At 35.8% G+C, this 21,111-nt stretch carries 17 protein-coding genes and 3 pseudogenes; 16 read left to right on the forward strand and 4 right to left on the reverse strand.

Annotated elements, in window-relative coordinates:
• Positions 1-590 precede the first annotated feature (590 nt).
• Positions 591-1,067, forward strand: coding sequence for a DUF6932 family protein (locus CN601_RS23855; protein ID WP_098172537.1), 477 nt, complete (start codon positions 591-593; stop codon positions 1,065-1,067).
• Between the two features lie 5 nt (positions 1,068-1,072).
• A complete protein-coding gene (locus CN601_RS23860; protein ID WP_098172538.1) occupies positions 1,073-2,485 on the forward strand; it encodes a helix-turn-helix domain-containing protein in 1,413 nt (470 codons plus the stop codon).
• A gap of 652 nt (positions 2,486-3,137) precedes the next feature.
• Here CN601_RS23860 and CN601_RS23865 read toward each other — a convergent pair.
• Positions 3,138-3,311 (reverse strand): annotated as a pseudogene (locus tag CN601_RS23865) (tyrosine-type recombinase/integrase); the annotation flags it as partial.
• A 294-nt stretch (positions 3,312-3,605) separates the two neighbouring features.
• Between CN601_RS23865 and CN601_RS23870 the strand changes: the two are divergent.
• The gene (locus CN601_RS23870) at positions 3,606-3,989 is read left to right on the forward strand and encodes a DUF2625 family protein (RefSeq protein ID WP_179865675.1); all 384 of its coding nucleotides are present in this window, start codon (positions 3,606-3,608) and stop codon (positions 3,987-3,989) included.
• A 429-nt stretch (positions 3,990-4,418) separates the two neighbouring features.
• Here CN601_RS23870 and CN601_RS23875 read toward each other — a convergent pair whose 3' ends face one another.
• Positions 4,419-5,648, reverse strand: coding sequence for a MerR family transcriptional regulator (locus CN601_RS23875; RefSeq protein ID WP_098172540.1), 1,230 nt, complete (start codon positions 5,646-5,648; stop codon positions 4,419-4,421).
• A gap of 186 nt (positions 5,649-5,834) precedes the next feature.
• Here CN601_RS23875 and CN601_RS23880 point away from each other — a divergent pair, with 186 nt between their 5' ends.
• From CN601_RS23880 to CN601_RS23910, 7 genes are all read left to right on the forward strand, one after another.
• Complete coding sequence (locus tag CN601_RS23880) at positions 5,835-7,121, forward strand: NAD(P)/FAD-dependent oxidoreductase (protein ID WP_098172541.1); 1,287 nt, start codon at positions 5,835-5,837, stop codon at positions 7,119-7,121.
• 13 nt (positions 7,122-7,134) lie between these two features.
• Positions 7,135-8,607: an aldehyde dehydrogenase family protein gene (locus CN601_RS23885; RefSeq protein WP_098172542.1), complete on the forward strand. Its 1,473-nt coding sequence runs from the start codon at positions 7,135-7,137 to the stop codon at positions 8,605-8,607.
• Positions 8,608-8,652: 45 nt separating this feature from the next.
• Positions 8,653-10,068 (forward strand): MATE family efflux transporter, encoded by a 1,416-nt coding sequence (locus CN601_RS23890; protein ID WP_098117269.1) that lies wholly within the window; start codon positions 8,653-8,655, stop codon positions 10,066-10,068.
• A gap of 47 nt (positions 10,069-10,115) precedes the next feature.
• Complete coding sequence (locus CN601_RS23895; protein ID WP_098117270.1) at positions 10,116-10,397, forward strand: cupin domain-containing protein; 282 nt, start codon at positions 10,116-10,118, stop codon at positions 10,395-10,397.
• Between the two features lie 186 nt (positions 10,398-10,583).
• Positions 10,584-12,044 carry a CoA-acylating methylmalonate-semialdehyde dehydrogenase gene (locus CN601_RS23900; RefSeq protein WP_098172543.1) on the forward strand — a complete coding sequence of 487 codons (1,461 nt, stop codon included), beginning with the start codon at positions 10,584-10,586 and terminating at the stop codon, positions 12,042-12,044.
• 28 nt (positions 12,045-12,072) lie between these two features.
• Complete coding sequence (locus CN601_RS23905) at positions 12,073-13,428, forward strand: aspartate aminotransferase family protein (RefSeq protein ID WP_179865676.1); 1,356 nt, start codon at positions 12,073-12,075, stop codon at positions 13,426-13,428.
• Between the two features lie 100 nt (positions 13,429-13,528).
• Complete coding sequence (locus CN601_RS23910) at positions 13,529-15,148, forward strand: amidohydrolase (RefSeq protein WP_098117273.1); 1,620 nt, start codon at positions 13,529-13,531, stop codon at positions 15,146-15,148.
• 238 nt (positions 15,149-15,386) lie between these two features.
• Here the strand turns inward: CN601_RS23910 and CN601_RS27755 are convergent.
• Positions 15,387-15,482, reverse strand: a pseudogene (locus CN601_RS27755) (DNA repair protein RadC); the annotation flags it as partial.
• A 192-nt stretch (positions 15,483-15,674) separates the two neighbouring features.
• On the opposite strand from CN601_RS27755, the gene CN601_RS23920 reads away from it, so the two are divergent.
• Together CN601_RS23920 and CN601_RS23925 are read left to right on the forward strand one after the other, a co-directional pair.
• Positions 15,675-16,004 (forward strand): LCP family protein, encoded by a 330-nt coding sequence (locus CN601_RS23920; protein ID WP_098172545.1) that lies wholly within the window; start codon positions 15,675-15,677, stop codon positions 16,002-16,004.
• A 204-nt stretch (positions 16,005-16,208) separates the two neighbouring features.
• Positions 16,209-16,388, forward strand: coding sequence for a hypothetical protein (locus CN601_RS23925; protein ID WP_098172546.1), 180 nt, complete (start codon positions 16,209-16,211; stop codon positions 16,386-16,388).
• 352 nt (positions 16,389-16,740) lie between these two features.
• Here CN601_RS23925 and CN601_RS23930 read toward each other — a convergent pair whose 3' ends face one another.
• The gene (locus CN601_RS23930) at positions 16,741-18,306 is read right to left on the reverse strand and encodes a sigma-54 interaction domain-containing protein (protein WP_098172547.1); all 1,566 of its coding nucleotides are present in this window, start codon (positions 18,304-18,306) and stop codon (positions 16,741-16,743) included.
• 228 nt (positions 18,307-18,534) lie between these two features.
• On the opposite strand from CN601_RS23930, the gene CN601_RS23935 reads away from it, so the two are divergent.
• From CN601_RS23935 to CN601_RS23945, 4 genes and pseudogenes are all read left to right on the forward strand, one after another.
• Entirely contained in the window at positions 18,535-19,521 is a 987-nt protein-coding gene (locus tag CN601_RS23935; RefSeq protein ID WP_098172548.1) for a proline dehydrogenase family protein, read from the forward strand.
• A 464-nt stretch (positions 19,522-19,985) separates the two neighbouring features.
• Positions 19,986-20,159: a hypothetical protein gene (locus CN601_RS27140; protein WP_179865677.1), complete on the forward strand. Its 174-nt coding sequence runs from the start codon at positions 19,986-19,988 to the stop codon at positions 20,157-20,159.
• Between the two features lie 493 nt (positions 20,160-20,652).
• Positions 20,653-20,781, forward strand: a pseudogene (locus CN601_RS23940) (sugar-binding domain-containing protein); the annotation flags it as partial.
• Positions 20,782-20,785: 4 nt separating this feature from the next.
• A partial coding sequence (locus CN601_RS23945; protein ID WP_257131803.1) for an FGGY family carbohydrate kinase occupies positions 20,786-21,111 on the forward strand: 326 nt, incomplete at its 3' end.

Consider the following 21,111-nt stretch of genomic DNA (forward strand, 5'->3'; position numbering starts at 1 on the left):
TAAAAAAAGAGCATAAGTCGCAGGATGTAATTTTATAAAAATAAACTGTTACCTGAATACTTAATGATGTGGTTCTTTCTTTAATCGATTATTTAAATACAGAAATACAATATTTTACATGTTGAATTGCAGATATGAAAGAGATTGTTGGATTAAAACCTAAACAAACACATAACCGACTAAATTCAAACGAAAGAAAATATGTTTGACCAGAAGATAAAAAGCCATTTATTTTAGAAGGCTTTAAGCAGTTAAATATTATTTAGAAGTCGCTAATATAGGCGGTTTTTATTTTTCCATGAGTATTGTCGAAATATCATTATTAAAATAATATAATAAAAGTGAAGAGTACACATTGATGAACTAGAAAAAGAATGTTTGAAACTTTTAAATATATAATTGGAACAAAATTTTAAGAGGAGCATCTATTTATTAGAGGTTACTCTTAAAATATTTATTTAACTCTAAAATTATAGATTTCAAGTCGAATCAGAATATATTTAATTTATAAAATTTTTTGAATATACATTACAGTATTTTGTGATAAAATAGTAAATAATTACCATATTTACTTTGGAGTTGATACTTTAATGACAAATTGGACCAACTTTTTAAATACTCAACAGACATCACAGATCCCAGATTTTATGCCTAACGGAAAGTTGCCACCTGGGATACATAACACCTCATGGGAGGAATTTAAAAATAGATATGAATTAAACTATAAAAGAAAAATGCAATTAAAGGGTTTAGAAAAAGCGATTGAAGAATTCTATAAAGCGGGTTGTACTTGTATTTATGTAGACGGTAGTTTTGTTACAAAAAGAAGTAATCCAGGTGATTTTGATGCTCTTTACGATTTAGATGAAGTTAATATAGAGTCAATAAATCCATTATTATTAGATTCTTCTCTTAATGGACGAGACGTACAAAAAAAATATTATGAAGGTGAATTTTTTCCAATGAATGCAAAAGCTCATCCAAATGGAACAAAATTTTTAGACTACTTTCAAAAAGATAAAAGAACAGATGAACCAAAAGGTATAGTAAAAATAAATTTGAGGTGATTGATTTGATAAAAAATGACTTTGAATTGGGAATTACCAAAGAAAATCTCAAGCAATTAGAGTCATCATTTGAGAATTGTGATAAAGATGAATCTTTGAATGAAATGTCAGCCATGAAACAAAGTATCTATCGTAAAGCTTTAATTGGAGAAATAGAAAACTTAAGTAATCAAATTAAAGAGTATGAAGATTTGAAAAATGGTGATCCAGTGCAATTTAAGTTAGAAAATGCTATTGATTTGCCAAAAATGATTATTAGAAGTAGAATTTCAAAGGGTTTGAGTGAAAAAGAGTTATCATCAAAAATTGGAATGGATATAAATGAATATTCCGATTTAGAAGATGAATTATTTGCAGATTCAACGCCAGAATTAATCAATCAAATAATGGATGTTCTTAATATCTCTGTAGAACAGTCATTAAATGAAATATTGTTGAAATCACCAATTCAAATAACTAAAATCTTACAGAAAAGATTAGGTGAACTGTACAATAAATTAATCCCCTATGAATTAGTAGAAAACGAAAATATTTTTTATGGATATTTAAAATTAATAACTTCTTTAAAGAGGATATTTAGTGATCAGTTTAATCAAATATTGTTAGGAAATGAAATTAACTATTCGAAAATGACTTCGGCAAGATATAAAGTTCCGCAAAATACTAATACTGAATTGCTTTATTTATACACTGCGTATTCACAACATATTTCAAAAAAAATCAGCGAAATTATAGATGTACCGAAAAAAAAGCTAACTACTGATCCTAAACAGTTCAGAGAAGAGGTTATTGAAAAATATGGATATCTAACTTTTGATACGTGTGCCAACTATATATGGGATTCAGGTGTAGCGATATTACCAATGGATTTACGTGGTGGTTTCCATGGTGCATGTTGGAGATTCGAAGGGAAAAATATTATTGTTTTAAAGCAACAAAGCAAATCTAAATCAAAATGGTTATTTGATTTACTTCATGAATATTGGCATGCAACACAGGAACCAGAGTTATTAGAAAGAGATGTAGTTGATATTAATGAAGTATTAACATCGGGTAATAATGATAAAGAAGAAATCGATGCAAATAATTTTGCTAATAATGTAATTTTTGATGGAAATGGTGAAAGCTTATTAGAACAATGTATTAAAGAATCAAAAAATAGAATTGGTCTTTTAAAAGCTTCTGTACAAAGAGTTGCGATTAAAAATGAAGTTGATGTTAGTTCATTAGCAAATTATGTAGCACATAGTGTTTCAAAAAAAGGAAGAAATTTTTGGGGAGCAGCCCAAAATTTACAACTAAAAGAAAATCCTTATCTAACAGCAAAAACAATTCTTGAGAGCAGAATCTCATTTTATAAAGTTGATGATTTATTAGAAAAAGAACTGTTAGAAAATGAGTGGGTAGAATATAACTAAGTTAAATCGCTGTTTATTAATAGGCGATTTTTTTTTATGCGAATTTGTAGTACATAGTTGGTTAAGTTTAAATAAATTGATTTTATAAAAAAGAAAAAGAGAAATTTATTTAATATAAGTAATTTACTATTTAAACGACGATATTTTAATTAAAAGAGAGAGAAATTAGTAAAATCTTTCATTTTAGATGTTATTTGAGACTGAATGAAGAACTATAATTTACAAATTTTCTTTTAATTGATTTTCTTAATCAAATTAGTATATATAGTGAGAATTAGTACAACTTTAATATGTGTCTATATTCAGCACATTAGTAATGTACCATACGGAGTCAATTGGGAGTATACTGGTGGCAAATTGGTGGCAAAATCTATCATACTACCACCAATTCTAACTGTATTAATCCTAATTAACTTAAATTCCAGCCTGTTTAATAAAGCTTTTCATATTTAATCTGTTATAATCCAATTCACTTTACTACCTTGACAGGGTAGGGGTCGCTGGTTCAAGTCCAGTTGGGATCATACGAATTAGAAGGCTCAAACCTAGGTGTATCAAGGGTTTGGGCTTTTTCTTTGTTTTCAGTTACTTCCAAATTTTGTAATGAATATTATTCATTGCACCAAAACTGCACAGACATTTCACATACTTACTAATTTAAAAATTTCACATCAAATCGATCAGCTGTTATTTTCTGCATTTCTTCATTTGAATGAGAGTAAATACCAAGAGTTGTTTCAACTCTTGAATGTCCCAATCTTTCACTCACAATTTTAGGATTCTCTCCCATTCTCATTAAAATTGTCGCATGAGTGTGGCGCAAATTATCCCTTTGTGGTTTAACTACCGAACCTTAATAAATATGATTGGATATAAAACCGAACTTATATATTAATCTACTAGATTTATAAGTACCAGTTGTTCCAACTTAAATTTCTTGAACGATTTTCTAGCTTCTCACAGGACACAGGTAGTTTGAAGAATTCGTGATTAAAGAGCAAAAGACTAGGATATTCCACTAGTCTTTTTTATATTACACTTTTTAAACAGTTATATTTGATAGTAAAAAAGACCAATGTTTTAATGATGTACGATATAATAGTCTTACAAAAATGAAATTTTGTTTTATTTAAAAGATTCACTACTAGTTGCTGATGATGCAGTCGGCGGTTTTTTTGCTCTAAATGGTGGGGCATTTGATGGTGAAACAGGCAATATCTTTTATTTAGCTCCAGACACGTTAGAATGGGAAGATTTAGGGATGGGTTATGCAGAATTTATAAACTGGTCATTAAGTGGAAATATAATGGGGTTTTATGAGAGTTTTCGCTGGAATAATTGGAAAGAAGAAGTTAGTCTTATTTCAGGAGACAAAGGTATATTAATTTATCCATATTTATGGGCTGAAGGGGAAGAGTTGAACAATCGTTCAAAAAGTGGGGTTCCAATTATCGAATTGTGGGGACTCAACCAAGATAACAGGCTTAAATTAGGTATTTCGTAAATGGGGAAAGGTCACAGTGATGAATTCTGATTACTTTGGCTTTTTATTTTGCTGAATCCACTTCTGCAATGGTTTTAATTTCATATTTACTAGAAAAATTGAAGTAGAAAACTACCTATTAAACTGTAAGGCAAAAAATGGACGGAAGCATTCTGCAAGCAGATCATGTCAGTATCGCCGATCTCTCCGTGCACATGACGATCATTGTTGGTGAAATCGTCTATCAAGCAGGATAGTTACCGAAAGTGGGGTTAGAAGCCGGTGGTTTTCACTTACCTATAATTTACTTAAGTAATAGCAAATAGATTAAATTGAAAATGGTAGCGCGGGTGCTTATCCTGCGCTACCATTTTTTTAGATTAGACAAGAAAAGGGGAGCTGTCTCATCAGTGAACTAGCCTATTTTTCATACAGACTCTTTTTTATTTTCTATTTTTTACTAGCCAAATACATTAACATGTGGAATTTTTCGTCTTTTTTATGATAATCAAAAAAAGGACCTGGATCTGTACAGTAACCGATATTTTCACTATGCATGGTTTGAAATTCGTTGACTGATAAATTTTCTTCCAAGTATTTTGGATACAAAATACGATCGTGGGAATTTGGATATAAAGTTGAAATATTTTTCAAGGATTTAGCTGAGCTATCATAATACGAGTACCCACCAACAATTGTTGAACTGCTATGGAAACAGTTTTTTAGAACATGAATTGGGAACTTCGGATTGAGCAGTGAAAAATCAGCAACTGTAAAACTATCTACAAAAACATCGATGCAAAGCGGTTTCAATGGCAGATTTAAATCAGAATTAAGAATATAAAGGACGTTTAGCTTCGGATTTATACGCTCAATTCTTTTTCTGACCTTCTTGAGCATCGCAAGCGAATAACCACAGAATACATAGGATGCACTCGTTTCGAGAACGTCGATATATTTGGGGAGTGACACAAAAACGTCGACATTTGTTTCCACAATTAATTTGTTTTTCAATTCTATATTTTGCAGAACTTTTTGAAACCAAAAATTACTTTTTTCAAATAAATTAATCATTTTGGGATTAATCTCTTTAATCGTTTCCTTATCGTAAAAATATGATGGATAAGGAGACGTCTCGTACAAGTTCGAGGTTATGATAATACCTTCCTCGATAGCTGCCTCGTATCCACAGGTACAAGTTAAACACCCCGTTTGTATGTAGATTTTTTTAATCGTTACGTCTTCCATTTCAAGTGGAATGTGGCACTTCGGACAATAGAGTAGATTTACAAAGGAAAGTGGGACCCCTGTATAATTCTCTTCTTTGAATGAAGGTGAGCTAGTTTGCACTGCTTTTTCAATCAATTGGATAGCTTTTGATATGTCTTCTTTTTTCTCGGTCAGCTGGTTCTTTTTATCCATGAGCAAATTGTTGTAGTAGTCGATATCCTCATGGTCCAAGAAGTTTGTGACACGTTGATAAGATAAAATTTGTTGAATTTCTATCAGTGAAAAATGAAACTTTTTCAGCTCAGTAATAAAAGCCATGTCGTCGAGACACAATTGGTTCATTTGATACTGGGTGTTTTTTTTGTCTGCTATTAATAATCCCAGTTCAATGTAATAGCGAACGGTATCAGTCGTAACATGAAAAAGCTTTGCAAATGTACCAATTTTCATAGAGGCCCTCCTATTGAAGAAAGTGGAGTTATTCCACTTTTTTACGAAAATGAATTCAAAAATCTCTCAAATGGCTATTGACTTGGAGGAAGCTTCAAGTTATATGATAGACCCACGAAGTTCGAATAGTCAGAATAATCTTGACGGTATTGTAACATACATGTCACATAAGGAGAAGAACAAGCTATGGATAAGATGGATCGAATGGATACTCTCTCACTGTGGGCAGCGACTGCAAACAGCTATGAAAAAGGGAATTTTCTTGAAGGAAATGAAGAGGCGGATGTGGTCATTATTGGCGCAGGTTTCACAGGTCTTTCTTCTGCTTATCATTTGCAAAAATTGGGGAAGAGTGTCATTGTCCTTGAGCAAGAAACGGTCGGATATGGTGCCAGCGGTCGTAATGGCGGGATGGTATTGCCTGGCTATAAGCCAACAATGCAGGAGCTTGCCAAAAAGTACGGTGCCGACGAGGCGAGACAACTCAATGATCTCTCCCTGCTTAGCGTTGAACTGGTTAAAAACATCATTGACGAGCATCAAATCAACTGTGACTTTAGAAAGACAGGTCACATTGTGGCGGCTTACAAAGCCAAGCATTTTGAAGCATTGAAACATGAAAGCGAATACTTAAATAAAAATTTCGGATACGAATCAAGCGTGCTTGATCGAAGTCAGTTGCATCAAGAAATCGATTCCACACTTTATTATGGGTGCTTAGTCGACAGCTCGAGTTACTCATTCCAGCCACTGAACTATGCAATTGGTTTGGGAGATGCAGCTAAATCGATCGGTGCAAAAATCTTTGAGCATTCGAAAGCACTATCTATTGAGTACGGTCGAAACAGTGTAAAAGTTGTAACAGAAAAAGGTGTTGTTACTGGGAAAGACATTATTGTGGCTACTGATGGTTACTCCGGAAAAATCATGAATGAACTGAACAAAGGCGTACTGCCACTTTCGGCACGTATTATTGCTACTGAGCAGCTTCCAGAATCACTTGTGAATACTGTTATTCCTAAAGATCGCATGGTTTTTGATACAAGTAATTTCCTTTACTATTTCAGACGTACACCAGATAATCGAATCGTATTTGGCGGTGGTGATGTTCGTCCAAACTTAGGTGATGCCGTTTATCAAAGTGTTTACGATGCCATGGTTAAAATAATGCCAAAAATGGCAGGAAGCAAGATTGATTTCCAGTGGGGGGGATTCATCGGGGTTACAATCGATACGTTCCCGGTTATCGGCAGATCTAAAGAAGGCGCATATTTCGCAATGGGTTATACGGGCCACGGCGCTTCACTCTCAACATTGTTCGGTAAGTTATTGGCACAATGGATTGTTACGGGGAGTGCAGGTGGATATCGATTTGAAAAGGAACGGCTCAAATCATTCCCGTTCTATAATCAAAAAACGATGCTGGTAAATCTGGCACATATCGGTTTCAAACTTTTCGATATTATTTCATAAAGGAGAGTTGTTTATGAATATTAACATGTTTATTGATGGGAAATGGGTAGAAGCATTATCCGGTGTTAGAAGAAACATTATTAATCCTGCGACCGGAGAGGTGATCGCAACGTCTGCTGATGGATCGGCAAATGATGCGAAGATAGCAATCAAGGCGGCTCGTAAAGCGTTTGACAACGGGGTCTGGTCGAATTTATCAGCTGATGAAAGAGCTGACTATCTCTATAAGATTGCAGATCGTCTTGAAGAGAAGGCAGCTGAAATTGCAAGTTTGGAAACTGCAAATAACGGTAAGGTTATACGTGCAACCACCTATGTAGATATTCCGGTATCGATTCAATGCTTCCGCTATTATGCTGACTTGATTAAAGGCATGAAAATGGAATCTTATACTCGTGCTGATTCTTCGGAAACTATTATTATTCATGAACCGATTGGTGTTTGCGGACTTATTGTACCTTGGAACTTCCCGCTTATGTTAGCTGTTTGGCAAATTGCTCCTGCACTCGCCGCAGGGAATACAGTTGTCCTTAAGCCTGCTGAGGAAACTCCTGTAAGCGCATTCAAATTGTTTGAAGTTATCGAAGAGGTGGGACTTCCGTCTGGAGTAGCAAACTTGGTATTGGGACCTGGATCAAAAGTTGGGAATGAGCTTGCCGAGAGCAATGATGTTGACAAGATTGCTTTTACTGGTGGAACAAAAACAGGTCAAAGCATTATGCACGCAGCTGCGGGCAATATGAAAAAAATCACACTTGAACTGGGTGGTAAATCTCCACTTATTGTGTTCGACGATGTAGATTTTGAAACTGCAGTCGAGAATGCGATGTTTGGTATTTTCCACAATGCCGGGCAAGTTTGTTCAGCAGCATCTCGTTTGCTTGTACAAGAGACCATTTATGATAAGTTTGTTGAAAGATTAGCCGAGCGTTCAAGTAAAATTGTAGTTGGCAACGGGGAAAGCGAGAACGTTGAAATGGGAGCTCTCACAAACGAGTCTCATATGAATAAAGTTTTAAATTACATTAAGAGCGGAATCGAAGAAGGTGCAAAATTAGTTTGTGGTGGTAAGCGCATAACAGAAAGTGGGCTTGATCGAGGATTTTTTATTGAGCCGACAATCTTTGCTGATGTAAAAGCGAATATGGCTATTGTTAAGGAAGAGATTTTTGGTCCAGTCCTTGTTGTACAGAAATTTAAAGATGAGGAAGATGCCATCAAAAAAGCGAATGATTCCATTTATGGATTAGCTGGTGCTGTATTTACTGAAGATATGGACCGAGCAAAACGTGTTATTAGTAAATTGCGTGCGGGAATTACTTGGATTAATAGTTATCATCTTGCTTATGTTGAAGGTCCTTGGGGAGGGTATAAGCAAAGTGGAATCGGCAGAGCGTTAGGGGCTGTTGGGCTGGAGCACTTTATGGAAACGAAGCAAATCAATATCCACCAGCGTGCCAAGCCTGTAGGTTGGTATGCGAATTAATTGGGCTTAACTTGCTACATAAATTATTTTTAGGGGGATATGCTCATGGAAATAGAAGCCAACCGTCTATCATCGAAGATAGAACAACTAGAAGAAATGAATAAGCCAGCGTATGACTCAGTGCTGGGAACCAAAAGTATTCCGTTACTATATTTACGGTTTGCTTTAGCAGGAATCATGGCTAACGCGATTCTAGGAGTTGTAGCGGTTGTCGATGGCTATTTCGTTAGCGGCTTTCAGGAGCTGGAAATCGAAGGGATCGGAATTGGATTTACGGTCATGGTTATTACCCGTATGTTCGGCGTTCTTTTGGGTGTTGGAGCGGGAGCGGTCATTTCACTTCGACTTGGAAAAGGGAAAATCGAAGAAGCTAGAAGTATTATGGGGCAAACCTTATGTTTTACTCTTTTCTTCTCCATTTTACTAGCTGTACTTGGAGTAGTCTTTGAAAATAAAATTATGATCTTATTCGGAGCAAGTGATGAAGTGCTTCCATATGCGGTGCAATATAGCCGCCTGCTATGGATTTCATTGCCATTAACGATATTGGCTGTTGTATTAAGTATTTTAACCAATATCGATGAAAAACCTGTATTATCAATGAACAGTTGGTTAGTCGCAGCAGCTGTTGGTGCGATTACAGAATGGATTATGGTAACGAAGTATGACATGGGAATGATGGGTTCCTCATGGGCCAATACGATTTCGCAATCGATCCCTGTTTTACTAATCTTTTATTTCTGGTTTGGTAAAACAAAACTTAAGCCAAAAATGAAAGATTTGATGATTAATCTCAAGACGATTGGCGAAGTGGCTTGGACGGGTTTTGCATCTTTCTCGAGTCAGTTTATGATGTTTATTGCAATTATTTTCTTCAACAACTTACTGCAAAGCTACGGTGGTGGTCTGCATGTTGCCGCTTTTACGATTCAAAATGGTTATATTACAAATCTGCTCGCCTTAGTAGCGCTCGGAGGGATGACAGGACTTCAACCGATTATTAGTTATAACTACGGTGCGGGCAACCTTGCTCGTGTTAAACAAGCAATTAAGGTGGGACTCATTTTTACGGTTGCCTTCTTTGTGATTTTGACAGCTATACTAATCATTTTTGCAGATCCAATTGTATCATTTTTTTCCGGTGGTAATCCTGAATTGCAGAAACTGGGCATTTGGACGACAGTTGTATTCAATTCTTTATTTACGCTTAATGCAGTCAGCTTGCTTGTCTCCGGTTATTTCGAATCGCAAGAGAGAAACTGGTCCGCTACTTTTATTAGTGTTAGCAAAGTACTGTTGTTTTCGTTCCCATTTCTATTTATTTTCCCGAAATTCTGGGGTGTAGAAGGTATATGGTACGCAGGTCCTGCTGCAGAAATTCCTGGCGTTCTCATTGCCATATATTTTATGAAAAAAGAGTTCAAACGTTTAAAAGATACAAATGTTAAGACAGTACTTTAATGAACATATTCCTTCAAAATTACCTATAAGAAAGAGAGATGATCATCATGTTTTTTGCGAAAAAACTTACAGCAGAAGAAGCGCAACAACTAGGTGTTGACACGTGGGAACCATGGGTAGGCGAACCGGCTAAAGGAACGTGGCATCTAGAAGAACAGGAAGTTTTCTATGTGACAGATGGTGAAGTGTTTATTACTGTTGATGGAGAAAAGTATCATATTACAAAGGACTGGGTCGTTTACTTGGCTAAGGATCTTGTCTGTGAATGGGATTGTCCAGTATTTTTGAAAAAAAATTATAAAATGAACCATGAGATCATTCTGAAATAATGTGAAGTGGACAAATGCTAAGCAGATGACTGCTCCTGCGTATTTAATGGATAAGAAATTCAGAATAGTAAAGCGAAATGTATTGAAATTTAAGTGAATAAATTGACATACCGTCTAATGAATGTGCTTTCTTTTACAGATGTAATAAATACTTAGGGCGGTTATCTTAAAATAGGAGGTTTCCCCATGGTAGAAACGAAAAATGAACAAACTTTGAAAAATTATATTGGCGGAAAATGGATTGAATCCACAAGTAAACAGGTTGCAGATGTACCAAATCCAGCAACAGGGGAGATCATTGCTCGTGTGCCGCTTTCGACTAAAGAAGATTTAGATAGAGCTGTAACAACTGCTAAAGAAGCATTCAAAACATGGAGAAGGGTCGCTGTGCCTCGGCGTGCTCGTATTCTATTTCGCTATCAACAGCTATTGATTGAAAACTGGGAAGAGTTAGCTAAACTAGTTACCCTGGAAAACGGAAAAAGTTATAAAGAAGCTTACGGTGAAGTACAGCGGGGGATTGAATGTGTTGAATTTGCCGCAGGTGCACCCACTTTAATGATGGGAGAGCAACTTCCCGATATTGCTACTGGTGTTGAATCAGGGATGTATCGTTACCCGATCGGAGTAATTGCAGGAATAACGCCATTCAACTTTCCGATGATGGTTCCATGCTGGATGTTTCCACTCGCGATTGCATGCGGAAACACGTTTGTATTAAAACCATCTGAAAGAACACCGCTTCTGGCTAATCGCTTAGCTGAACTGTTTAAAGAAGCAGGTCTTCCACATGGAGTATTAAATGTTGTGCATGGTGCACATGACGTTGTTAATGGCATTCTTGATAATGAGGATGTGAAGGCTGTATCTTTCGTTGGTTCTCAACCTGTGGCTGAGTATATATATAAAACAGCAGCAGCTAACGGCAAACGTGTACAAGCTCTTGCAGGGGCAAAAAATCATTCAATCGTATTAAAAGATGCGGATCTTAGTTCTACAGCGAAAGAAATTACAAATGCTGCCTTCGGTTCAGCCGGTGAACGATGCATGGCGGCGGCTGTTGTTGTCGTGGAAGAAGACGTTTCAGATGAGCTCGTTAATAGACTGCTTCAAGAGGCTAATGTTATTACTATTGGCAATGGCTTGGAAGAAGGTGTTTTCCTTGGTCCCGTTATTCGTGAAGGACATAAAGAGCGGACACTCGGCTACATTCAATCCGGTGTAGAGCAGGGAGCGACACTTATTCGTGACGGACGTGAAGACGGTGCAGCGAACGGGGAAGGTTATTTTGTTGGCCCAACGATTTTTGACAATGTGACACAGGAAATGAAAATCTGGCAGGATGAAATCTTCGCTCCGGTTCTTTCTGTTGTACGCGTAAAAGACTTGTCGGAAGCGATTAATGTTGCTAATGCATCGCCATTCGCAAATGGTGCATGCCTGTACACCAATAGCGCTAAAGCCATTCGAGAGTTTCGTGAAGAAATTGATGCAGGTATGCTTGGGGTCAATCTTGGAGTTCCTGCTCCAATGGCATTCTTCCCATTCTCAGGTTATAAGAAATCCTTCTATGGCGATCTCCATGCAAATGGAAAAGATGGCGTAGAATTCTATACTCGTAAGAAAATGCTTACGGCTCGTTATTAAAAGAGTTATGAAATCATAAAAGGATAGAATGGGGTTGGTGATTGTGCAAGCGACGGAACAAACACACATTTTGCAAAAAGTAGATGAAAAGTATCTTTGGCATGCTATGAGAGGAGCAGCTCCTAATCCAACGAATTTAATTATCACAAAAGCAGAAGGGGCATGGGTGACAGATATTGATGGAAACCGTTATTTAGACGGTATGTCCGGTCTTTGGTGCGTGAATGTTGGCTATGGTAGAAAAGAGCTTGCAAGAGCGGCTTTTGAACAGCTTGAAGAAATGCCGTACTTCCCTCTGACACAAAGTCATGTTCCTGCCATTAAATTAGCAGAAAAATTGAATGAATGGCTTGGTGACGAATACGTCATTTTCTTTTCTAACAGTGGATCGGAAGCGAATGAAACAGCGTTTAAAATTGCGCGTCAATATCATCAGCAAAAAGGGGATCATGGACGCTATAAGTTTATTTCACGCTATCGCGCTTACCATGGTAATTCTATGGGGGCTCTTGCAGCAACAGGTCAAGCACAACGAAAGTACAAATATGAACCTTTGGGGCAAGGATTTCTGCATGTAGCACCGCCTGATACGTATCGCAATCCAGACGATGTTCATACATTGGCAAGTGCTGATGAAATCGATCGTGTCATGACATGGGAGTTAAGCCAAACAGTAGCTGGCGTGATTATGGAGCCGATTATTACCGGGGGAGGAATTTTAATGCCTCCTGATGGATATATGGCAAAAGTAAAAGGAATTTGCGAGAAACACGGTGCATTGCTAATTTGTGATGAAGTTATATGTGGATTTGGCCGGACAGGGAAGCCGTTTGGATTTATGAACTATGGAGTCAAACCAGATATCGTTACAATGGCAAAAGGTATTACAAGTGCGTATCTTCCTTTGTCAGCAACAGCAGTCAGACGAGAGGTTTATGAGGCATACATAGGCAGTGAAGATTATGATCGCTTTCGCCATGTGAATACGTTCGGAGGAAATCCTGCAGCTTGCGCCTTGGCTTTGAAGAATTTGGAAATTATAGAGAATGAGAAACTCATTGAACGCTCCAAAGAATTGGGTAAACGACTGTTATATGAACTAGAGGATGTAAAAGAGCATCCAAACGTAGGAGATGTTCGCGGAAAAGGCCTTCTTTTAGGTATTGAACTAGTGGAAGATAAGCAAACAAAAGAACCAGCTGCCATTGAAAAGGTGAACAAAGTCATCAATGCTTGTAAAGAAAAAGGTTTAATTATTGGTAAAAATGGTGACACCGTCGCAGGTTACAATAATATTTTGCAGCTTGCTCCTCCATTATGCATCATAGAAGAAGACTTTACTTTCATTGTTAAAACAATAAAAAAATGTTTATCTCAACTTTAACTAATTATTGATAAATCTCGTTAAAAAGTGGAATAGCCTATCGAGAGATATAGCTTTAGATACTGAACTCTAAAAGAGTAATTTCGAAAGGGATGAGTTTATGAAAGCTGATGTTGTATTGATAAATGGAGAAGTTATTACAGTAGACCAAAAGAATACAGTAGTCGAAGCTGTAGCAATAAAAGATAATCGTATCGCAGTTGTTGGTTCAAATCAGGAGGTTAAGAGTTTTATAGGAGAAAAAACAGATGTAATTGACTTACAAGGAAAAACACTTCTTCCTGGATTCATTGATTCTCATATTCACCTCATTTCTTATGGGATGAATCAGTTGGCGGTAAGTTGTAAAGCTGAACATATCGATTCTATCGAGGCCTTGTTAGATGACCTGAAAAAGAAAGCCATAGAAACCCCTAAAGGTGAATGGATACGTGCTTGGGGCTTTAATGAAACCGCTGTGAAGGAAAAGCGTTATCCAACAATCAATGAGTTGGATGAAATTTCAATTGAACACCCCATTATTGTATCCCGTACTTGCGGCCACATAAGTGTGGTGAACAGTAAAGCATTAGAAATTGCGCAAATTAACGAGAACACACCGGATCCTAATGGCGGGATTATTGAAAAGAATCAGGCAGGAAGGCTTACAGGAAAATTAATTGAAGCAGCAAATATGGGTATAAACGAGGTTAATAGTTATACAGAAAGTGAACTGATGAAGGCTGTGAAAATTGCATCAGATCATTTCGTTGCAGCGGGCATAACAAGTATACATGAGGCAGGTGGAAATGGCCCTGAGAGTTACCGTTTACTGCAACAAGCTGTGAAGAGTAAGGATATTCGTGTCCGAATATACGCAATGATATGTCAGTTAAATAACTCCCATGAATTTGTTTATAAAATGCTCGAAGCTGGTGTGGTAACTGGTACCGGAGATGAGAAATTCAAAGTTGGACCAGCTAAATTGTTTACAGATGGAAGTAGCACCGGACCAACAATTGCAACCCGTGAGTCGTACTCCAGTGACTCTAACAATTATGGTATTCTTTATTATAGTGAGGAAGAAATCTACCAGGTTTTAGGTGAAGCACATAAAAAAGGCTATCAAATCACTGTACATGCACAAGGTGATAAAGCCATTGAAATGTATTTAAATTGTGTAGAAAAGGCGTTGGAGGAATCACCAAGAAAAAACCATCGTCATCGGATTGAGCACGCGGGAATTTCTTCACCAGATTTACAAGAGAGAATGAAAAAACTCGAGATGGTTCCTATTCCAAATCCTCCATTTCCATATGAATTCGGAGAGATATATGTCCAACACTATGGTGATCGTGTTAATTACATGTACGCTGTTCGTGATTTTATTGATCGTGGCATAATAGCAGCAGGTGGATCAGACGCGCCAGTTACTGACTATAACCCTTTATTAGGGATTCATGTTGCTGTCAATAGAAAAAGCCAGTCTGGAATGGAGTTTGGTGCTAATCAATCTATAAGAGTAATGGAAGCTATTAAACTATACACCTGGAATGGCGCATATGCGAGTTTTGAAGAAGAGATAAAAGGGAGCATAGAGGTCGGAAAGTTGGCGGATTTAGTTATATTAAATGACAGCATTTTAAGTGTTAACCCAAACCAAATTAAAGATTTAAAAGTAGAAACAACTATTATTGATGGTGAAATTATCTATCAAGAAGAACAATCAATTAAAATTTGATGTATCATAGTTTGCATACCACGTATGTTGCCAGAAAACCATTTAATGAGTTATGAAGAGGAAGCAGAAAGATTAGATATGAAAGACGGCATAACAGAAGAATTTAATTTTTCATGTGAATATTCCACCAGTGAGGGAGTGGCTACGTTTTACGGGGAAATTTGCGAAGAATATCGTTCAATATCCCCATTCAAGAGCCTCCATCCTATTACCACAACTAGGAAATGTTCACGATCTACTTCAGCAATTTATAAGCATCCTCTGGTGACTTTACTAATCTTTCTTTGTAAAGAAGGCTTGATTCCTTTACTAGTTTAATTGAAACAATGTTAATCCGTTTTGCTGATTGTACTTCTTATATAAATAAGCTCATCTGTTCAACAATCTTTTAGCTCTCCTTTATAAAAAAATAAAAGCCATAACCTATTTAGGGTTATGGCTTATTCATGATAATAAAATGTACATTTTTCCTCTTCAATTAAATCAATTAATCATAAGTGAAACACTATACTAAGCCAAGAAAAAAATCTATTTTACTAAAGGGGAGCAACACCTTGATGGACAAGAGGCACTTGCATATTCTCGTATGAGAAAACGAGATAAAAAAAATGGTGACTTTGGACGTCAGGAGCGACAAAGGCAGGTTCTTACTGCGATTTTAAAAGAAATCAAATCTCCGAAATCAATTTTAAAAACTGATACATATGCAAAAGAATTCAGTAAAAATATTCGTACAAATATAGGTATGAGAGATGCTCTTTCTTTATATAGTAGTTTACCAAAAGATATTACTACTCATATTGAGCCTTTAAAGTACGATGGCGAAAATGAAAAAATTAATGGAGTATATTACTAAGTGGCGGATCAAAAAAGCGTAGAAGATATTTCATATGAAATTAGAAATCATCTTGGCTTGAAAGTAGATCAAGTAGGAAAAGCAATTCAATAAGTTTATAAATTTCTCATACTAATGCAACTAACGCATGCATTAGTTGAAGATTACCAGGTGGTTATCCTTCAAACTTTTCTCATAAATAATATAAAAACAAGAGGAATAAAAATGAACCGTAAAATATATATACTTTTAAAAATTGTAATTAATGATTTATCTATTTTAGTATTTAGTTTGATATCTAAATTATTGGGAATTAGTGAATTTATAGGAGTAATAATTGGAATAGTAGTTTGTGCATTCATTTTGGTAAGATATTTTGAAAAATATGATCCAGATAGTAATTAATACATAATACTTAAGCAACTAACGCATGCAATAGTTGAACAACTTGATCGGCTGTTTAGTCGATTATAATGTCTATTTTCATAAATTTTCTTTAACCATTTTGATACTAGAATTTTCCCTTTAATCTCAGTTTTTTTCCTCTCGCTTAGGAAATCTTTGTTAAAGTATTGAAAAAATTTATTTACAAGCTAAATCCCGAAGAGGAATGTTAATGCGGGTGGTGACAACCACTGGTACTCCCCAAATTAAGGAGCTAAATACCTTTCCTACAAAATAAATAGATGTTATTTGAAAAAAGTGATCGCTAAATTTCTATTGGGCGATCACTTTTTTGGTTAAAAATTACATCTCATTATAAAAGCCCATATTTCTTCATTTTGTTATAAAATGTCACCCTGGAAACACCAAGCATTTTTGCAGCAGCTGATTTATTCCCATATGTTACTTTTAGGGCATGTTTTATTAGTGACTTTTCATCCCCTCCGAGTAATTCTGCTTCTTCGAGAATAGGCGATTGAGACTTTGTGTGTCTTTTAAAAAATTCATTTGGCAATTGTTCAGATTTGATTATATTATCATCTGTAAATATCATTACTCGCTCAATTATATTTCTTAGCTGCCTGATATTGCCGTTCCAAGGAAAATGCATGAATGTTACCATCACTTCCGGAGAAATGACTGGAACCGGTTTCCGGTATTTGATGGAAAACTCTTTTAAAAATAATCGGACAAGTTCAGGAAGGTCTTCCTTTCTGTCTCTGAGGGGTGGGATAGGGATCGTAACCACATTTAACCGATAATATAAATCTTCACGAAATAATCCTTCTTCCACCATTTTCTCCAAATTCCGGTTAGTTGCTGAAAGAATTCGTACATCTATAGGGATAGGTTGGTTTCCGCCAACTCGATAGTATTGTTTCTCCTGCAAGACACGCAGCAATTTTACTTGAAGCTCTAATGGCATTTCCCCAATTTCATCGAGAAATAATGTTCCACCCTTTGCTGTCCCTATTTTTCCTAGCTTCCCTTCTTTTATTGCCCCTGTAAATGCACCTTTTTCATAACCAAATAATTCACTTTCAAAAAGCGCAGAGGGAATGGCCCCGCAGTTAAGATCAACAAATGGCCCTTTTGAACGGGGACTTGCTTTGTGAATAGCCTGTGCAAACAACTCTTTACCAACACCGCTCTCACCAGTAATCACGACGGTTGCATCTGTATGGGCGACCTTCTTGGACAAAGAAATGGAAGTTTTTATCGCCTGGCTTCTTCCTTTAATTTTGTGGAAGGGATCGATAATATCCTTGTTCCCAATCTGATTTTCCAAATCTTGAATATACGCAGTGGTAGTTGTAAGTTCATTATTTAGTTTTACAATTTCTGTAATATCACTTTCAACGGAAATTCCCCCTACCACCTTATCCCTGATGAATATTGGTAAGGTGTTAATTAATACATGGACATCTTCCTGTGGCTGGCTATAATGCCGAATAACCCCTTTTCCTTCCTTCATTGTGGACATTAAAACTACAGAATCCTCTTTAAAGCGATTCGTAATTTTAGAGCCGATCATTTCTTCAGCAGAAGTTTTGTACAAATCTTCTGCCTTAGGATTCCATGCAACAACTTTTCCATCACTGTCAACTATTGTAATGGCATTATCTACGGCACGCAGAAGGGTCTGATAAACACCTGAAAGCTTTTGCCACTCTTGAAAAATAGCATTTATTAATGTAGTAAAGGGGACCCTGCGCACTTGCCTTCCAGCTTCATCAACAAGAACAATATCTTGGTCTAGAACTATTTCTTCAACCTCTGAAAGCAAGGTGTCGACAGAGAATTGTTTTATTTTTTCTGTATGAATCTCTTCATCTAAAGGAAGGGAAATGGACAGAAGTGAAACTTTTTCTTTTAACATATCCAATCACCTTATCACTGTTTAATTGTTTACAAAAGTGTTTATATTTTACACTTCGTTTACACTTTTGTATATATATAGTTTACACAAATTTCGAAAAATCAAGTATAAAGTAGTTTTTTAATTTGGCACAAAAATTGCATTTAAATAAAGCATCAAAGGATTTGAGGACACATCAGAAATATTTTAACTAGATTTAGGTAGCAGGAAAATATGGGAGGAATCATTATGTTATTGAAAGATTTTTTTATGGCCTTGTCACAAAACCAATTTCTTAACAGTGCCGCTAAAAAGTATGGTTTAAAAATGGGGGCGCAAAGTGTTGTAGCTGGTACAAATATTGAAGAAGTAATTAAAAGCATTAAAGAGCTAAATAAACATGAAATCTCATGTACGGTCGATAACTTAGGGGAATTTGTCTTTAAAAAGGAAGAAGCAATCCAGGCTAGAGAACAAATTCTGAAAGTCATCGAAGCCATTCATAAGAATAAAGTAGATGCACATATCTCGTTAAAACCGACTCAATTGGGCTTGGACATTGAGTACTCTTTTTGTTTGAGTAATTTAAAGGAAATTGTTCACCAGGCACATCAATATGGGATTTTTGTTAATATTGATATGGAAGATTATGGACACTTAAAGCCTTCGTTTGATCTTTTAGATGAGCTTTCTTTGGAGTATGATAATGTGGGAACCGTTATCCAGGCATATTTCTATCAGTCACAAGAAAATCTCGAAAAGTATAAAGATTTTCGCCTTCGTATTGTAAAAGGTGCATATAAAGAGCCAGAGGAATATGCGTACCAAGACAAGAAAGATATTGATAAAAACTTTATTAAGTTGATAGAATGGCACTTGTTAAATGGAAAATTCACTTCTATTGCAACACATGACCACAAAATCATCCAACATGTTAAAGATTTTGTAAAAAGAAATAATATTCCGAACGATAAATTTGAAATCCAAATGCTGTACGGCTTCAGAAAAGACCTTCAAATGAAACTAGCAAGTGAAGGCTGCAATTTCTGCACTTATGTGCCATTTGGAAAGGATTGGTACGGTTACTTTATGCGTCGGCTTGCGGAAAGACCACAAAATTTAAACCTTGTAGCAAAACAGGTCTTTAATAAAAAAAACAACACCATGATTGGCTTAGCGGTCGGTGCCTTTACATTAGGAAGATTATCTAAAGTAAACAAGAAAAAACAGAAATAATAAAAAAATAACGCGTTCATAATTTAAAGCGAAGTTGGCTGAATTCACAACAACAAACTTGCATGAATTTCATTGTGATTCCGTCATGTTAAATACGTTTGTTAAATAAATTTAATAGCAATAGGCAAACAACTAAAAGAGGATGATCATTAATCGATCATCCTCTATTTCATTATTTGGCAGTTTAATACAATTAAATGAATAACGCAGTTTCATTTGTGAAGATATCGATGATGCTTAGTTTATCTGTCAATTAGCAGGACAGAAGTAATATCAAAAAGAGTTTAAGATAGGTAGTTTGTTTTATTTAATATCTTACAGGAGTAAGTTACTTCACAATAGCTATTCTATATGTTAGAATTTTCGGAAACATAGATGTGATGATTTTCAACTATGTTAATAGTTTCATTATGTGAGCCAAAAGGAAAAATAATCTTGATAACTTTGAAAGGGAGGAATGAAGAATGGATGTCAAATTAACATCAAAGGAAGTCATTACTCAGATCAAAAAGTTACATAACGAAGGGAATTCTCTACGTAAAAAAGAGGTAAAACAACATTACCCTGATTTAATGCGGAGTGCTTTGCATTATTACCCAAGTTGGCAACATGCACTAGATGAAAGTAAAATAAGCTAAAATATCTAATTTTTAACAGAACAATTGAATGATATAACTCTATTAAGTCATAACCACCAGTTAAAATGGTGGTTATGATTTTTTTATTCTTCACAAAAAATAAATGATAACCCTTGTTCATCTGGTTCAAACAAATTGTTAATGAATGATTTAAAAACTGCTTTATTCCTTCTTATTTCATCATATTCATTATGAAGTGTAATTTAAATTATTCGTATCAACTATACGATAAGGTAAAACTACATATTTTGTCTCTAATGAGTCTCTCGCTAATTTTCAAGAATATGATTATATCAATAAGAGTAAAGTAAAAAGAGGACTTTACTAAAGAGAAAAATTTCTATCTGTATCAGTCATTTAGAATTTCAAACCAACTACTGTATTCATACCATTAGTAATAATTCATTACTATCTCCATTATCGTCCCAAAAAGATGGCGGTTTGGAAAAACTCCAGGATATACATGTAATTCCTGCTCCATTTTTAGCTTCAACTTATAGCCGAGGCCGGTGGAGAGAAAAAAATTGATGCCATCTACGGAGCTTTAAAAGGTAACTATATTAAGACGTTAATAACAGATGAAGCTACAGCTATTTCATTACTCAATTTGGAGGTGAAATAAACTAATGGCGTACATTCTGGCATTTGATGCTGGTACAGGTAGTATTCGCGCTGTTTTGTTTGATCAATTAGGAAATCAAGTTGGGTTTTCACAAATAGAATGGAACCATTTATCAAATGAAAAGTATCCAGGATCTATGGATTTCGATTGGGAAACAAACTGGAAGTTAGTCGTTCAGTGTGTAAAGTCTGTTATTGAAGAAACAGGAGTTGACGCAAAAAAAATAAAAGCGATAAGTGCTACGAGTATGAGGGAAGGAATTGTCCTTTATGATGAAATGGGTAAGGAGATTTGGGCTTGTGCAAATGTAGATGCTCGAGCTTCGGATGA

The organism is Bacillus sp. AFS017336 (genome assembly GCF_002555445.1).
In the GTDB taxonomy this organism is placed as follows: domain Bacteria; phylum Bacillota; class Bacilli; order Bacillales; family Bacillaceae_G; genus Gottfriedia.

Bases quoted from the DNA above. Each gene is read 5' to 3' on its own strand.
- CN601_RS23925 (WP_098172546.1), top strand. From the start codon at position 16,209: ATGAACCGTAAAATATATATACTTTTAAAAATTGTAATTAATGATTTA.
- CN601_RS23875 (WP_098172540.1), bottom strand. From the start codon at position 5,648: ATGAAAATTGGTACATTTGCAAAGCTTTTTCATGTTACGACTGATACC.
- CN601_RS23900 (WP_098172543.1), top strand. From the start codon at position 10,584: ATGGTAGAAACGAAAAATGAACAAACTTTGAAAAATTATATTGGCGGA.
- CN601_RS23890 (WP_098117269.1), top strand. From the start codon at position 8,653: ATGGAAATAGAAGCCAACCGTCTATCATCGAAGATAGAACAACTAGAA.
- CN601_RS23935 (WP_098172548.1), top strand. From the start codon at position 18,535: ATGTTATTGAAAGATTTTTTTATGGCCTTGTCACAAAACCAATTTCTT.
- CN601_RS23930 (WP_098172547.1), bottom strand. From the start codon at position 18,306: ATGTTAAAAGAAAAAGTTTCACTTCTGTCCATTTCCCTTCCTTTAGAT.
- CN601_RS27140 (WP_179865677.1), top strand. From the start codon at position 19,986: ATGGATGTCAAATTAACATCAAAGGAAGTCATTACTCAGATCAAAAAG.
- CN601_RS23910 (WP_098117273.1), top strand. From the start codon at position 13,529: ATGAAAGCTGATGTTGTATTGATAAATGGAGAAGTTATTACAGTAGAC.
- CN601_RS23880 (WP_098172541.1), top strand. From the start codon at position 5,835: ATGGATAAGATGGATCGAATGGATACTCTCTCACTGTGGGCAGCGACT.
- CN601_RS23855 (WP_098172537.1), top strand. From the start codon at position 591: ATGACAAATTGGACCAACTTTTTAAATACTCAACAGACATCACAGATC.
- CN601_RS23895 (WP_098117270.1), top strand. From the start codon at position 10,116: ATGTTTTTTGCGAAAAAACTTACAGCAGAAGAAGCGCAACAACTAGGT.
- CN601_RS23905 (WP_179865676.1), top strand. From the start codon at position 12,073: ATGGGGTTGGTGATTGTGCAAGCGACGGAACAAACACACATTTTGCAA.
- CN601_RS23885 (WP_098172542.1), top strand. From the start codon at position 7,135: ATGAATATTAACATGTTTATTGATGGGAAATGGGTAGAAGCATTATCC.